General features: G+C 29.5%; 14 protein-coding genes. All 14 read right to left on the bottom strand.

Annotation, left to right across the window (positions count from 1 at the left end; all coding sequences use genetic code 11):
- Nucleotides 1-29: 29 nt before the first annotated feature.
- The gene (locus WHD54_RS09705; RefSeq protein WP_088323615.1) at nucleotides 30-1058 is read right to left on the bottom strand and encodes an EpsG family protein; all 1029 of its coding nucleotides are present in this window, start codon (nucleotides 1056-1058) and stop codon (nucleotides 30-32) included.
- Entirely contained in the window at nucleotides 1051-1848 is a 798-nt protein-coding gene (locus tag WHD54_RS09700; protein WP_088323616.1) for a glycosyltransferase family 2 protein, read from the bottom strand. Before WHD54_RS09700 ends, WHD54_RS09705 begins: the two co-directional genes overlap by 8 nt.
- Nucleotides 1849-1850: 2 nt before the next feature.
- On the bottom strand, nucleotides 1851-2867 hold the full coding sequence (locus WHD54_RS09695) for a hypothetical protein (protein WP_088323617.1): 1017 nt from the start codon (nucleotides 2865-2867) through the stop codon (nucleotides 1851-1853).
- 64 nt (nucleotides 2868-2931) lie between these two features.
- Nucleotides 2932-4227: a lipopolysaccharide biosynthesis protein gene (locus tag WHD54_RS09690; RefSeq protein WP_158211812.1), complete on the bottom strand. Its 1296-nt coding sequence runs from the start codon at nucleotides 4225-4227 to the stop codon at nucleotides 2932-2934.
- Between the two features lie 77 nt (nucleotides 4228-4304).
- Complete coding sequence (locus tag WHD54_RS09685; protein WP_233130979.1) at nucleotides 4305-4832, bottom strand: KdsC family phosphatase; 528 nt, start codon at nucleotides 4830-4832, stop codon at nucleotides 4305-4307.
- The gene (locus WHD54_RS09680; RefSeq protein WP_088323619.1) at nucleotides 4825-5877 is read right to left on the bottom strand and encodes an N-acetylneuraminate synthase family protein; all 1053 of its coding nucleotides are present in this window, start codon (nucleotides 5875-5877) and stop codon (nucleotides 4825-4827) included. Before WHD54_RS09680 ends, WHD54_RS09685 begins: the two co-directional genes overlap by 8 nt.
- Nucleotides 5877-6611, bottom strand: a complete 735-nt coding sequence (locus WHD54_RS09675) for a cytidylyltransferase domain-containing protein (RefSeq protein WP_088323620.1) — start codon at nucleotides 6609-6611, stop codon at nucleotides 5877-5879. Before WHD54_RS09675 ends, WHD54_RS09680 begins: the two co-directional genes overlap by 1 nt.
- The gene (locus tag WHD54_RS09670) at nucleotides 6605-7942 is read right to left on the bottom strand and encodes a UDP-glucose dehydrogenase family protein (protein WP_088323621.1); all 1338 of its coding nucleotides are present in this window, start codon (nucleotides 7940-7942) and stop codon (nucleotides 6605-6607) included. The genes WHD54_RS09675 and WHD54_RS09670 overlap by 7 nt, the downstream gene beginning before the upstream one ends.
- A 3-nt stretch (nucleotides 7943-7945) precedes the next feature.
- Nucleotides 7946-8362: an adenylyltransferase/cytidyltransferase family protein gene (locus tag WHD54_RS09665; protein ID WP_088323622.1), complete on the bottom strand. Its 417-nt coding sequence runs from the start codon at nucleotides 8360-8362 to the stop codon at nucleotides 7946-7948.
- 134 nt (nucleotides 8363-8496) lie between these two features.
- Nucleotides 8497-8958: a UpxY family transcription antiterminator gene (locus tag WHD54_RS09660; RefSeq protein WP_088323623.1), complete on the bottom strand. Its 462-nt coding sequence runs from the start codon at nucleotides 8956-8958 to the stop codon at nucleotides 8497-8499.
- Between the two features lie 61 nt (nucleotides 8959-9019).
- Entirely contained in the window at nucleotides 9020-10180 is a 1161-nt protein-coding gene (locus WHD54_RS09655; RefSeq protein WP_088323624.1) for a glycosyltransferase family 4 protein, read from the bottom strand.
- 223 nt (nucleotides 10181-10403) lie between these two features.
- Nucleotides 10404-11525 (bottom strand): Wzz/FepE/Etk N-terminal domain-containing protein, encoded by a 1122-nt coding sequence (locus tag WHD54_RS09650; RefSeq protein WP_088323625.1) that lies wholly within the window; start codon nucleotides 11523-11525, stop codon nucleotides 10404-10406.
- 23 nt (nucleotides 11526-11548) lie between these two features.
- Nucleotides 11549-13978: an SLBB domain-containing protein gene (locus tag WHD54_RS09645; protein WP_088323626.1), complete on the bottom strand. Its 2430-nt coding sequence runs from the start codon at nucleotides 13976-13978 to the stop codon at nucleotides 11549-11551.
- Between the two features lie 62 nt (nucleotides 13979-14040).
- A complete protein-coding gene (gmd, locus tag WHD54_RS09640; RefSeq protein ID WP_088323627.1) occupies nucleotides 14041-15204 on the bottom strand; it encodes a GDP-mannose 4,6-dehydratase in 1164 nt (387 codons plus the stop codon).
- Nucleotides 15205-15267: the final 63 nt, after the last annotated feature.

Here is a 15267-nt window from a genome sequence, read left to right as displayed (position 1 = left end):
AAATTTCTTAGGAATTTAATCATAATTTATTATAAAATTAAATAAGTAAATATTGATGAAACTAAAATATAAATTGGAAAATAGAACTGGCGCTTGTAATTATTTTGGTCGAAAGATTGATAAAGAATTATAGGCATTAATATAAAAGATAATAAACCAAGTCTATTTGAATACGGAACATTATAAGATAAAACAAATAATGAATTTAAGATGATGTATAAATTTAATAAATCAAAATTTTTTCCTTTAAAAATTTTTAAAATAAATGGTGCAATTGCAAGGAAACTATAAATTGAAAAATCAATTCTAAAACCTGTTTTATAAGATTCTGACAATAAAATATTTTTGATATTTAAAATATCAGCTAAATTTGGATTTATATAATTGATTAAATACAATATGGCATTGTATAACCCAAATTCAAAATATGAAAAAATATTACAAATAAACCATAATAATAATAACGTCTTTGTTCTTATAAAATTTCTAATTCTGTAGGCCACAAAAAAAATAATACTACTTGAATGAAACAAAAATGCAATTGTGAAAAGTATGTTCTTTCGCTTTGAATGAGCTAATGCACACAATATAAATCCGTAAGCTAAACCTGCTTTTAATAAATTTGAATTTAAATCAATAAACCAAAAAAAACTTAGAATTAAAGGTATAAAATAAATAGAATTATCTCCAATTATCTTTCTATAGCTACTAATGTAAAGATAAACTGATAAGATTGAAATTATAATTGAGGTTATATTTGAAGAAAAAAATAATTTTAAATATTTTATCAGAATAAAAATTCCTATATCATCATAAATAATAAAACTAGTTATATCAATTGGAAATTTAATGAAATTAAGATATTTGTATGTATCAGTCCCAAAGTTAATATCTCTAAGACCAAAAATCAAACCTAAAAAACCAATAATTATCCATATAAAAATTTTATAATTAGAGTCTTTAAATTTTGTAAAAACAGTTCCTTTACTAATTTCTAAAATAAAAGTAATGTAACACAGAAACAAATAAAAAATATAATATGAATTTAAACTAAACATTAGTTTTTTTTAATTTTTTAATGAATATCCTGAAATTCATTGGCAATAGAGAAAGAATAAGTTTAAGATATTCAATTAGCAACTTATATATGAGTCTATTTTTAATTAAACTATTTTTAATAATATTAATGCCGTTTAATCGATATTTAAAATTATTTTTAGATTCGAATTTTTGATCTTTATGAATTCTTTTGTAAACTAATGTATTTTCAATAAATATTCCTTTAAGGTTTTGTTGAAATAATCTAATGTATAATTCTATATCTAACTGAGATTTAATTATTTTATATTCAATATTATTTTTTTTAATTAAAAGAGAACTATGACAAAACTTGTTTAAATTTTTCAAAAAATAAGATTCATCTATCTTAAAAAAAATAATATCGTCATTTCTTTCTTCTATTGGTTTTAAATTAGTGAAATCTGAATAACTAGAAAATATAAAATCTATACCCTGTTTTAATTGATCACATTGAATTTTTAATTTATCACGATGCCATAAATCGTCTCCATCACAAATGCTAATGAATTCACCTGAAGAGTTCTTTATTCCAAAATTTAAAGCGTTAGCCCTTCCTATTTTACTTTTGTAATGAAAATCACAAGAAATATTATTTATTTTTCTCCAGTTCTTAGTTATTGATATTGTTTGATCATTGGAACCATCATCTATTAATACAATTTCAAAATCTTGAAAAGATTGATTCTTTATAGAATCTAAAGTTTTTTGTATTGTTGATTCCGCATTAAATGTTGTTATTAGAACACTTATCAATGGTTTATTTGACATGATCAATTAATATTTAAAAATGACTTATTTTTGGGTAAATCATAGATATCAAAATTTTTAATCCCCTCTGTTTCAAAAATTTCATAAACTTTTTTTAGATTTTCAATAGGCCTTTTCAAAATTTTATTATCTAATTCCTTATAATAGAAAGAAATATCTTTATTATTTAAAACCTTTTTAATATTAAGTAAAGCAGTAGAATAAAAACCCAAAAAAACTGAGGGCAATTCTTGTTTTGTTAAAAATTCTAATTCGGCTATGAGTTTAGTATTAATAAGAGAAAAGTTTTGCTCTTTAATTTTTTCTAATATCTCCTGGCTTTCTCTTCTGTGAGGTAAATAAAATAACTCATGTTCTTGAAAAATCATTGCTGCATTACATAAATAATCAAGATATATAGATTCTTCAACTATACCATCATTAATTAATGGTTGTCCTATAAAAAATAATTTTCTCTCTATCTTGATTAATTTATTTTTTTCAATCCCTAAAATTAAATTATGTTCAAAGGTGTTCCCCCCCTTTAGATAATTACTATAAATAGTATGAAACTCAATATCTTTAGGATATATAGATTTGTAATAACCAAAAGATAATATATTTTTTATAACTTCTGTGGTTGAGTTAAAACCATTAATAATTCTGTCGTGAGCAACAATAGACCCAAAACCATCATCAATAGCAATTTTCTTTCCGTAAAATTTATTACATATAAATCTAAGATAAGATTGATTTAAATCACCAACTATCAGAGTCCCATTATTTTTTCTGACAATTAAAAGTAATCTAAAAAAAACCATATATCTTTTAAATATGAAAGTATTTCTTATATCTATGATGTTAAAAAGTGAACTTTTAAAAGACAAAAGTTTAATTATTTCTTTTGTCATCTTAATATTTTTTGAAACTTTATCATTTATAAAATAAATTTGATTAATTTCATTTTTAAGATTCTGATTAATAAAACTAATTGCGCATAGCATTTGAAAGGGTGACTCAACGATAATAGTATTTTTCATTGTTATATAAAGAAGTAATCATTAAACATAAACAAGAATCTGATAATAAATATACTTACAAGTATTAGTTTCTTGTAATTAAAGATAATATTCCATTCTTCCATGGCATAGGGTACAATCTATTACTAACTATAGCCGTGGCTACAAATCTGATCATCATGGAAATAATAAATGAATAAGCTGTCCCTAGTAACCCATAATTAGTTGTCATAAAATAAAGTATTAACAAGTTGAATATGCCGCAAGAAATCGTAATTAATGCCAAATAATGTGTTTTTTTAACATAAAATATATAATTTGTTACCATCAAATAAGCACCAAAAAAACACTGTCCAAGCACAATATAACCAACTAGACTTGCAGCAGCTTTAAAACAGCTTCCAACTATAAATTTTAAAATTATTGGAGCTAAAAAAAAACCTAAAAAAACAATTACTATTAGGATACCGAAATATATTAAAGTCAATCTAACAATTTTTAAATTAATCTGATTGTTTTTCTTTGGTAAAAGCTCAAATAACCAGGGAATATAAGCTTTATTTATTGCTGAAAAAGTAATATTTAACACTAAAGATACCTGAATTGCCACCATGTAAACACCTACATCAGAAAGAGATAAAACCTCTTTTATCACTAATCTATCAGCTGATATTAATAAAAAAGAACCTGTTACATGAAATATTAAAGGTACTCCAAATTTTAAAGCATCAAAAAAAATATCCTTGGAAGGAATCTCAAATGTCAAAAGATTATCCTTTAAAATCAATATAAATGCGATTAAACCAGTTAAAATTGCACTTAAAACATATGCATCTATTCTAGTTTGAGAACCATTAAAGAAAAAATATAAAAATATTGATGTAATTAAAAGATTAGATATTGCAAGAAAGAATTGGAGAAAAGTATATTTAAAAACTTTTCTTCTAACTTGCCAATGAACTAATCTAAAGTTTATTAGAAAAATAAAAGCGCTAGCCAAAGCAGCTAAATATAATTGCATATTATTCAGCCCAAAAATATTAGATAGTTCAGGACCAAAAAAAAATATGATTATAGTAACAGATATAAATGATAGTATTAATATTAATATAGATGAATTATTTGCATCTTTTTTATTTTTTTCTGAATCTAAATCATAGTATTTCCTTAACAAGTATGAGTGGGTGTTAAAACCTAGAAAACCATTTAATAAACTAACTAATAATAAAAACATAGTAACTTCTCCATATTCCTCTTGTGAAAGTATACGTGTTAATATTGGAAGAAGAAGAAATGGAATAGAGGCATTCACAAGATTTCCTACAAAATAAATTGATAAATCTTTTTTAAAGCCTCCTTTAAATATGTTGATTTTATTCACAATAAGAAAAAATTATTATTAAACATTAATTAATAGGTTAAGTATATATTTCAAAATCACAGTAAACAATATTTTAATTATTGAGTTAGTTTTTTGTTTTCCAAATATTTATTGTAAATATCTATTTCATTTATTCCATACTTGGATAACATTTGAACAACAAAATCTCTAAATGCACCATCACCACCATTTGTTTCTAAATTAATTTTCACTGATTTTTTCACAATACTTGCAGCATTTTTTGGAGCAGCACTAATACCAACTAATTTTAATAATTCTAAATCATTAATTTCGTCCCCTATAAAGGCAACATCTTCGAAACTAATATTTAAATTTTCTATTAAATCTTTTGCTAATTTTACTTTATCTGACACTCCCAAATAGGTATATTCTATTTTTAGCTTTTCAGCTCTTCGTTTAACAATCTGAGTATCTTCCCCTGTTATAATTGCAATAGGAATATTTAATAATTTTAAATACAATACTCCCACACTATCTGCGGTATTAAACTTTTTCCATTCACCTTGATGGTTATCATAAAACATTCCTCCATCTGTCCAAACACCATCAATATCTGTAATTACAAGTTTTGGTAGTTTATTCAAAATCTTTTATGTTAGAACGGTAAATAATTTCGTCTTTAGAAATATCATTAATAACTTCCTTTCCTATTATTTTACTTCTTTCAGTCCATTTAAAACCATCTCCTGGACTCAACATGTGAATATCATCAGCAGTTATGACGCTACCTGATACAATATCCTTATTTGTAGCTATAGATCTTTCTAATTTCTCTTTTGCAATAGCAACCGAATCTTCAATATAAATTTCTTCGTTACCAATTGATTTATCCAGATTACGTATATCACGCATCATTCTGTAAATACCATCAATAGCTAAAGAACCTATTTGGTCGGTACCTTTCATTTGTCTATCTAATGTAATATGTTTTTCTATTATTTTAGCTCCCATAGCTATTGCTGCTAAAGGAGTAGCTATACCAATAGTATGATCTGAATAACCTATTGTGTATTGTGAATAATTTTTTTGGAGGTATGAAATTGTTTTTAAATTTACATTTTCATATCTAGTAGGATATTCAGAAACACAATGTAATATAGAAATATTATTATGATGTTTTGAAATTACACCTATAGCATCATCAATTTCTTTTTTACCTCCCATACCGGTAGAAAAAATAATAGGAATTTTTGTTTCAGCTAATGCATCTAGCAACGGCAAATTTGTTAAATCTCTAGAAGCCACTTTAAGTTTGTCTGGAGTAAATAATTTTAATATACTTAAACATCCCTTAGCACATAAAGTTTCTATAAAATCAAGTCCTTTTTCTTTTGCATATTTATAAACTTCAAAATGCTCTTCATCATTCAATTCTAAAAATTCTCGATGTTCTCCATATGTAGCTCCGAAAGAATTATTATTTGCATACGGACGATTCATTTGAGAAGCTGATAATTCTTGCTTTAAATCTCTCTTAGTTAACTTAACAGCATCCATTATTTTTAATTCTTGGCCAAATAGTTTATCATGTATTGGTCTAGAAACAACATCTACTAACAATTTAGCTATATCTACAGAACCATTATGATTTTGTCCAATTTCACCAATTACATATGTTTTATTTTTCATTATTTTAAATTATTTTTTATTTGTTCTCGCATTTTTTTTAGCCAAATATTATTGTTAGAAATATATTTAATAAAATCTTTTATATCCATATTATCAATTTTTACTATCTCAGAAAAAATTTCTTTATTTAATAAAAAATCTTCTTTTGTATCAGTAGTTAGTCTAATACTATCATTTTCTTTTTCAATTTGAAAAAGTTTTATTTTAAAATCATTTGGATGTTCATAAATATAGTTGGTTACATGCTCTAAATATATCTTATTTTCTGTTATAATTTTTTTAATAGAATTGAGTTTTACTCCTTCAGCCCATAAACCATAATGTGTTTTTATGATTGGTATATTATTAGAAGTTTTAAAAGACACGTAGTCATATTCTGAATTGTTAAAATTGTTAATCAAAAATTTTAAACTACTGATATTTAAAAAAGGATTATCTGAACATACTCTAATAATTTCAGTAAGTCCGAAATATTCTGCTGCTTTAATAAACCTATCTAAAACATTGTTCTCACTACCACGAAAACATTTTATATTTTTATCATTAGCTAATTTAAAAATTTCATCATCTTTTTGGCTATTGGTTGTTGCGATAATGATTGGAGTGTTTTTAAAATTAGAACTTAAGTTATCAATAATTAACTCTAATATTCCTTTACCATTATAAAAAGGTAATGTAACTTTACCAGGTAACCTCGTTGATCCCAATCTAGCTTGAATAATTATACCTAGCATGTTGCGTTTTTCTTACCTATAGAGTGATATTCTATTCCTTTTAAATCTAAGTTAATTGAAACATATTGATTTCGACCATCAAAAATAACAGGATTTTTTAATTGTACTTTTATTTCTTCAAAATCAGGTGAACGAAATTCTTTCCACTCAGTAAGTAATACGAGTGCATCTGAATCTTTTAAAACATCATATTTAGAGGACATATACGTTATATTTTGAATTCCTTTTAAATAATGGGCCTTTGCTTCATCAATCGCCTTCGGATCATAGGCCTTAATTTTAGCTCCTCTACTTACCAATTCTTTAATTACATAAATAGCTGGTGCTTCACGCATGTCATCAGTTCCTGGTTTAAAGGCCAAGCCCCAAATACCAAAAGTAAATCCAGTCAGGTCTTCTCCAAAACGAGTTATAATTTTTTGTGCTATTACTAATTTCTGGGCATCATTTACTTCTTCTACTGCGGTGATCAATTGCGCAGTATAGCCATTTTCTTTGGCTATTTTTGTGAGTGCTTTTACATCTTTTGGAAAACAAGAACCACCATAGCCTGCACCTGGGTATATAAAACTATATCCTATACGCTGATCTGAGCCAATTCCAATTCGTACTTGATTGGCATCTGCCCCTACTTTTTCACAGATATTGGCAATTTCATTCATAAAAGATATTTTTGTAGCCAACATTGCATTGGCAGCATATTTTGTCATTTCAGCAGAACGAATGTCCATGGAAATGAAACGATCTCTGGACATACAGAAAGGATGATATAACTGTTTCATTTTCTCTGTAGCATAATCAGAATCAGTTCCTATCACTACTCGATCTGGCTTCATGAAATCTGCAATAGCAGCTCCCTCTTTTAAAAATTCAGGATTAGAAACCACATCAAACTGTAAATCAGAACCTCTTTCATCTAACTCTTTTTGAATGGTCGCCTTAACCTTATCTGCAGTCCCTATTGGCACAGTAGACTTATCGACCACAATCAATCTTTTTTGCATCGACTGGCCTATAGATTTCGCTACAGCCAATACATATTGTAAATCAGCAGAACCATCATCTCCCATAGGGGTTCCAACCGCTATAAATGCAATTTCAGAATTCTGTAAAGCTTCATTTAATTCCGTAGTAAAAAACAGGTTCTTATTCTTTACATTTTTTAAAACCATCGTCTCTAAACCAGGTTCAAAAATAGGAATGATCCCTTGATTTAATTTTTCAATCTTGACCGGATCTATGTCTACGCAAGTAACCCTGTTTCCCATCTCTGCAAAACAAGTTCCTGAGACGAGCCCAACATATCCTGATCCTATAACTGTGATATTCATTTCTTATTTATCTTCTACTGATTTCACTTGTTTTCTAAGTCCACTCGAAGAGAATCTGTGATCTCTTGAATTATAATAAATCTCGATTCCCTTTTCTTCACAGTAGCTTCTACCCGTAAAGTTTTTTTCCTTATACTCATCGCCAATGATTCTTACATCAATCTTAAATGATCGCAAAATATCTTCTAAATCTTGCTCCGAGACATAGGGCACAATTTCATCGATATGCTTGGATCCTTTGAGTTGAATATAACGTTCTATAATAGACTGTGAAGGCCCATTTTTCTCTGGGCGATCCAACGAAGGGTCTAACTGCAAGCCTACAATTAAATAGTTGCACTGACGCTTTGCTTCTTCCAGCATCTTTACATGCCCTGCATGAAAAAGATCAAAGGTTGAAAAGGTGATTCCTACTTTCATAATTTATTTTTTCTCGACTACCACCGGTAGTTACATTATTTCCTTTTACAAACAATTAAAACTTTAATAATAGATACGGCTTCGCCCACATCACTCACAGTAATGAATTTTTTACCAAAAAAAACAACCAACTACTATAACTTAAAAGAGATGGTTGCTCCGATTTTTTTTAATTTGGCAAAACACTTATTCCCTTTTACAGAAATGATGATAGCATCTTCGTTGAAAGCTGGTGTTTTTATACTAGCCCCAATGTGTAACTTTTCTACTTTCCCACTATAGGTAGCTGCCACATATTTTTTTAATGCTACTACTTCTAACTCTGTCACTTTTGCGCGCACGCCATTATCAAATAAATACCGCACAACACCTGCTACATTAAAAACAGTAGCTGTATCTCGCTCACTTAAATATACCAATACCATAGATGGTAATAATGGTACTTTTACCTTCTTCTTTCTATCAGACCACTGTCTTACTTCTGTCTTCACAGGCGTATAAGCAACTATTCCTAAAGCATCTAATCTTTCTAATACCTTTAGCTCTTGTTTTGGCTTCGTAAAAACTACAAACCAGTATTTGTCTTTATTTTCCATAGATTGCACTGCACAAAAATATAAAACAAAAAAAGAATCTAATACTTAAATTTGAAAAGAATTAAAAAAATAATCGCAACATCGACTTTTTAATTTTTAACTTTAGTTGCAAAGCTTTCTTATTTTTATTCATTAGAAAAATTAATAAAATAGCAATCACAAATAAAGAGACTAAAATTAAGGTAGATTGCAAGGAGGTATACTTTCGTATGACTAAAAACATCGTAAAAGCAATGATAAAATTAAAAACACCAATAGAAAAGGAAGCTTTTCTGTGAGAAAAACCAAAGTCAGTAATAATATGGTGAATGTGATTTCTATCGGGCTTAAACATAGACACCCCTCTAATAGCACGCAAAAGCATCACTCTAAACATATCTAGCAAAGGAACAAATAAGACTGCTCCTAAAAACAAAGGCAATTGCTCTCTATTAAACGAAAGTACTTGATAGCTCTGATTCCCCAGAGACAATAACTTTAATGTAAGTAAGCCTAAAACCAGCCCAACAACCAAGCTTCCGGTATCTCCCATAAAAATTTTTTTAGTTTTAGAAAAATTAAACCTTAAAAAAGCTAATAAGGTAGCAATCGTTGCCAAACAGATAGAAAAATAGAAAAAAAAGTCTAGTTTAAAAAACATAAAACTATAAAAGGAGGCTACTATAATACCGGTAATTCCTGTTAAACCATCTATTCCGTCTATCAAGTTAAAAGCATTTATAAGGCTTAATAAAAACAACATACTTATAGATATTGATAGTAAAAAAGGCAATTCATACACTCCCAAAAATCCATGCAATGAAAGAATTCTAAAATCTGGTTGAAACATTAATACTGCCACACCAAGTATTTGCCCAATCAACTTAAATTTTGGGGAAAGATTTTTAAGATCGTCTAAAAAACCCGTAAAAAAAAGAATAGAAATGGATACTATAAGGGTTAATGAAACATGATTATCATCTAAAGATTGTGAAAAAAACAATACCAGTAAATAACTAATGTAAAAGGACACTCCGCCGAAAGAGGGAACTACATGGGTGTGAGAGCTCCTATTATTCGGTTGATCTGTAAGGTTTAAGTACAAAGAAATGGATCGTATTTTTGGAATGATAAAAAACGACACCAAAAAAACCACCATAAATATAAACAGAAACTTAAAGGGAAAGTTACTTGCGTTTAGGGATGTTAATAATTCCATATTTTTTTCTTCTATAGTATTCATAGCATAAATACTGATTAACGTTCACAAATATAATAATTAAACTAAAACTTCACTAAAACTTTGGTTGCAAAGTATCATTAAAAAAAATAAAATACTGAAAATTAATTACTTGCGCAATAAAGCTATCTTAATCAATCAAAATAAAGATAAAAAAATATAGGGGAAATTCCTGTGTTAAAAAAAGTATTTTTCGTTAATACGAGTAATGTTTGTGTAAGATAAATTAATTGGCATTTCTTATTTCTTGTAAAATATTTTTTAGTGGTTCTTTTATCAATGAGTAGCCAACACTCATTACTAGCCCTAGAAATATGTATATAATTATGATAAGAGTTTTTTTGGGTGCTGATTTTTCTTTTGGTATCGTTACAGGTTTTAATACTGTAAATAAAGGAGTGTCTTGCTTTACTTGCAACTGCTGTGTTTCTTGCTGTTTAGCCAGCTCTGAATACACCGAGAATATGAGGTCGTACTCTGCTTGCAATTGCATTAATTTTGTTCTACCCAAGGCTGTATTTAATCCAGAATTACGGTCTTGAAATTGAGCTAGTTGTAATTTAGCTTGTTCAAACTCTTGTTGTTTTTCGGTATATCTTTGGGTAATATAATTTAACTGCTCTGTTGCTTTTTGCGTTTTAAATTTTAGTGCATATTTTTGTAATAGTTGTTGCGCCTTTAGTGCCAACTCAGCACTTGCTTTTGGTTCAGAAAATGTAAAAGACACCGCCACAAAACCTTCTTTAGCATTTACTTCTAAATTTAATTGCTTCTCCAGCACTTTAATTAGTTTATAATCTTCATTCGAAATGACTACTATTTGATCTTTAGAAATAGCATTAGTAATTGCTTGTAATTCTTGTTCATCCTTTTTTAACGAAGACAATAACAAACCAGGTAAACCAATGGTATATTTTTTTAAGGTTGCTAGTACACCCGGACGATAAATGGTTTTATAAAATTCTTTGTAAGATACTTTTTTACTATTACTTTCTATACTTATCGGAGTGTGCAACATTTCTAGTTGAAAAGGAACACTATTGATGATTTTTGGATATAACTCTGGTGAAATTTCTGTATTATTAATTGCTCCCCCTAAATTTATTCCTGCTAAAGAGGCCAAGCCTCCTAAACCACTGGCAGCAGACTTCCCTTGTGCCAAGGGCACAAAAGTTGTAGAGGCTGTATACTCATTTTTTGAAAAAACAGCTACAAACAACCCAATGCAAAAGAAAATAGTGGTTATTTTTAAAATTAATTTACGCGCAACCCACAATTGCTTTAACAAAGCAATAATATCTATGGCATCTTCCTCTGGAGTTCTATTTTTATTCAATTCTTGATTCATATCTTTTTATGCTCAATTAGCAATTATCGCAATAATGTTTGTATCAAAATCCCCAAAGTAGCAATCGAAGAGGTAATTCCCATGATTTCTCCTGCCGACATTTTTTTGCGTTCTGGTTTTGCAGGTACATATATAGTAGCTCCCGGAGATAGTTTTGGATACCATCTAAAAAATAAAAAGTTTTTTACCGTTTCTACATCTCCGTTTGCGTAGGATACATATACTTTAGAACGCTTAGACATGTCTGCAAAACCTCCAGACTTGGTAATATACTCTTTTAACCGCCTACCTTTTTTGTATTGCACTAAAGAAGGTTTAATAACCATGCCAGACACTTTTACTGTTTGTCTTTCTGAAGGAATAATAAGCTCGTCATTTTCTCTTAAAAACATGTCGATGTCGGAGTTTTTATTTTTTAAAATAGCTCCAAGGTCTATAGCTACTTTGTATTCATCTAAAGTACTCTCTTCTTCCTCTAAAATTTCTAAATCACTTACCTCTCCCTCATTTTTTTTAATGACATCTTTAATATCTTTTGCTACATCTGTTTCGGTCTTTCTTATTAACACAGCTCCCTCTACATAAGCAAACTCGGTAAACCCACCGGCTCGTTCAATTAAATCTGATATCCGTTCATTTTTATTTTTTAAGGTATAGGTTCCTTGGTATTTTACTTCTCCTGTAATTTTTACATTTTTTTGGGAAATATACCCTTTGGCTGTTCTAACGGTTATTACATCATATGGTTGTAAATAAAAAGGGGTTCCTTTATTAATAGCTAGGTTTTTATCGGAAGACACCGCATAAATTTCACTTAAGGTTACAAAACTTCCATCTTTTAATCGTCTAGAAACACTAATAACCTCTTCATCTGCTCCTTCCTTTAAACCTCCAGACATCGCAATGACGTCTTCTATTTGTAAATCATCAATATAATTAAAAGTACCTGGATTGTTAACTTCACCATTTACCGTAATGGTTCGCTTTTCTCTCAACTCATTTTTATTAAAAATTTTAATTGAATCTTTGGCTCTTAATAGAATGGGCGATTTACCTTCTAATACTGAAGCAATAGAAAATGGTATGTTCTGCTTTTTACTAGCATCGAAAGTTCGCACTAATAACCCTCTTTGCAGAAATGCTTCTGGCGTAACACCTTCTGCTTTTTGAAGTAAATTTTGTAAGGTCATATTTTCGAACAGCTCATAATTTCCTGGCCTGTACACTTCTCCTTCTATAGTAATTTTATTTTGGAAACGATCTAATACTTCATTCACAACGAGTTTGTCTCCAGACTGCATTTTAAAATCTGAAATAGCAGACAAAGCAACTTCACGAACTTCTTTTTGAGTTCCATTTAAACGCTCTATAACAAATAAATTTGTGTAAGCTTCTGGCTTAAAACCACCAAAATAATTCACCAAATCCGCTAAAGTTTCATGGTCTTTTAATTCGTATATTCCGGGTCTTTTTACTGCCCCTTCTACAGTAACTCTATTTTTATAGGGCTTTACCAACAATACATCTTGATCTTGCAGCTTTAAATTTCCTTGTTGCATTCCCGAAATCATATACTCGTAAATGTCTAACGAAGCAATCTTTGTATTCCCTCTTATTAGTTGCACGTCTCTAAAAGTTCCCATTTTGGTTGGTCCACCAGCTACGTATAAAGCATTTAAAACTGTAGCCAATGAGTTTAAAGAATACGTGCCAGGCGTTTTTACTTCTCCGATAATATTTACTTGTACCGTTCTAATTTTAGAAACTGTAATATTGGTATATACCTTATTATAGCTAGAATTACTAGCGGCAATACCTGCATGTTTCTTTTTTAATTTTGTAATAATTTTTTTGGTAGCATCCTCTAATGAAAAACCGTTCACATAAATAAAACCGATACCACTTATTTTAATATTACCGTTCGTATTTACAAGCGACTTATAGGTAACTTCTGAGGCTCCCCAAAGGTCTATCATTAACTCATCTCCAGGACCTATTTGATAATTTTCTGGAACTGCTAAATTTACACTAGGAGTGAATGATATTTTTGAATTGCTAAAAAAATCATATCCAAATAATAACTCTTTATCTTTTGGCGCCTTTAGTAATTCAGTTTTATCTCCTGATAAGCCATAAGCATCATTTTCTTTTGCACTCATCTCGTTTAACTGAGTAGTATCTGCATCTTGATTTGTAGATGAGAATGACAAGTTATTCACCCTTCTTTTAAAGGCTGCAATTTTAGACGGTGAAATACCTTGAGCTTTCCCCAGCACGTCTAACTGCTCTAAAGAATACCCTCTTTTTTTAATTTGCTGCCAATAGGTTTCAATTTGAGCGTCTGTTAGGCCATTCACATCAACTGAATTTAGTTGTTTGATGTCTTGAGCAAACACAACTGAAGTTTGAAGTGCTATAAAAATTACGAAGAGTAACTGTACTGTTTTTTTCATTTTTAATTTTTCCTATTACAAAAGTAATGATTTTAACTAATCATACAAGTGTTTTTATATTTCTATTCAAATCCGTCTAGTGCAGTATAACCTCCTTGTTTAAGATACTGTTCTTTTTTCATTAAAGTAACATCACTAAGCACCATATCTTTTACTAGATTTTCTAAATCATATTCAGGTACCCAACCTAGTTTATCTTTTGCTTTTGAAGGATCTCCAAGTAACAAATCTACCTCTGTGGGTCTAAAGTAGTTAGAGTCAATAGAAAGTATTTCTTGCCCCACATAAATTGTATTGGATTTTCCTAATTCAGTCGAAACGGTAGCAGCATATTTTTTTTGATTGATATTTTTCACAAAAGCTTTTTCATCAACACCAGTTCCTGTAAACTCTAGTTCAACACCAAGCTCAGCAAAACTCAACCGTACAAATTCTCTGACCGTTGTGGTTTTTCCTGTAGCTATTACCCAGTCCTCTGGGTGCTCTGCTTGTAAGATCATCCACATCATACGCACGTAATCTTTGGCATGCCCCCAATCTCGCCTGGCATCTAAATTTCCTAAATAGAACTTTTCTTGCAAACCAAGTGCAATTCTTGCTACTGCTCTCGTAATTTTACGTGTTACAAATGTTTCTCCTCTTCTTGGAGACTCATGGTTGAATAAAATTCCGTTACACGCAAACATACCGTAAGCTTCACGATAATTTTTTGTAATCCAAAAACCATATATTTTGGCTACTCCGTAGGGAGAACGTGGGTAAAATGGTGAGTTTTCATCATAAAAACCTTTCTCATTTTTGTTTTCTAGCATTCCGCCATACAACTCAGAAGTAGAAGCTTGATAAATTCTTGTTTTCTTTTCTAAACCCAACAAACGAACCGCTTCTAAAATACGCAAAGTACCCAATCCATCTACGTTACCTACGTACTCTGGAGTATCAAAAGAAACCTTTACATGAGACATGGCTCCTAAATTATAAATTTCATCGGGTTGTGTTTCTTGAATAATTCGGGTTAAATTTAGAGCATCTGTTAAATCGCCATAATGTAATTTTAACCGTTGATTTGGATGATGAGGATCTTGATACAGATGGTCTATTCTATCAGTATTAAAAGACGATGCTCTTCTTTTAATACCATGCACCATATATCCTTTTTCGAGGAGTAACTCTGCTAGATACGAGCCGTCTTGCCCTGTAATTCCTGTGATTAATGCTGTTTTCATATTTTTATTATGACGTTGACCTAAACTTTGACTGAGAGCTTGGCCAGTCTTTGTCTTAGCTTT

Source organism: Polaribacter tangerinus (assembly GCF_038024095.1).
Classification (GTDB): Bacteria; Bacteroidota; Bacteroidia; order Flavobacteriales; family Flavobacteriaceae; genus Polaribacter; species Polaribacter tangerinus.
Note: the sequence above shows the minus strand (reverse complement) of the source record. Positions and strands in the feature narration are given on the sequence as shown.

Excerpts from the sequence above, each read along its gene's own strand:
- WHD54_RS09705 (WP_088323615.1), bottom strand. The coding sequence starts at position 1,058 with ATGTTTAGTTTAAATTCATATTATATTTTTTATTTGTTTCTGTGTTAC.
- gmd (WP_088323627.1), bottom strand. The coding sequence starts at position 15,204 with ATGAAAACAGCATTAATCACAGGAATTACAGGGCAAGACGGCTCGTAT.
- WHD54_RS09700 (WP_088323616.1), bottom strand. The coding sequence starts at position 1,848 with ATGTCAAATAAACCATTGATAAGTGTTCTAATAACAACATTTAATGCG.
- WHD54_RS09675 (WP_088323620.1), bottom strand. The coding sequence starts at position 6,611 with ATGCTAGGTATAATTATTCAAGCTAGATTGGGATCAACGAGGTTACCT.
- WHD54_RS09655 (WP_088323624.1), bottom strand. The coding sequence starts at position 10,180 with ATGAATACTATAGAAGAAAAAAATATGGAATTATTAACATCCCTAAAC.
- WHD54_RS09665 (WP_088323622.1), bottom strand. The coding sequence starts at position 8,362 with ATGAAAGTAGGAATCACCTTTTCAACCTTTGATCTTTTTCATGCAGGG.
- WHD54_RS09680 (WP_088323619.1), bottom strand. The coding sequence starts at position 5,877 with ATGAAAAATAAAACATATGTAATTGGTGAAATTGGACAAAATCATAAT.
- WHD54_RS09660 (WP_088323623.1), bottom strand. The coding sequence starts at position 8,958 with ATGGAAAATAAAGACAAATACTGGTTTGTAGTTTTTACGAAGCCAAAA.
- WHD54_RS09695 (WP_088323617.1), bottom strand. The coding sequence starts at position 2,867 with ATGAAAAATACTATTATCGTTGAGTCACCCTTTCAAATGCTATGCGCA.
- WHD54_RS09670 (WP_088323621.1), bottom strand. The coding sequence starts at position 7,942 with ATGAATATCACAGTTATAGGATCAGGATATGTTGGGCTCGTCTCAGGA.
- WHD54_RS09645 (WP_088323626.1), bottom strand. The coding sequence starts at position 13,978 with ATGAAAAAAACAGTACAGTTACTCTTCGTAATTTTTATAGCACTTCAA.
- WHD54_RS09650 (WP_088323625.1), bottom strand. The coding sequence starts at position 11,525 with ATGAATCAAGAATTGAATAAAAATAGAACTCCAGAGGAAGATGCCATA.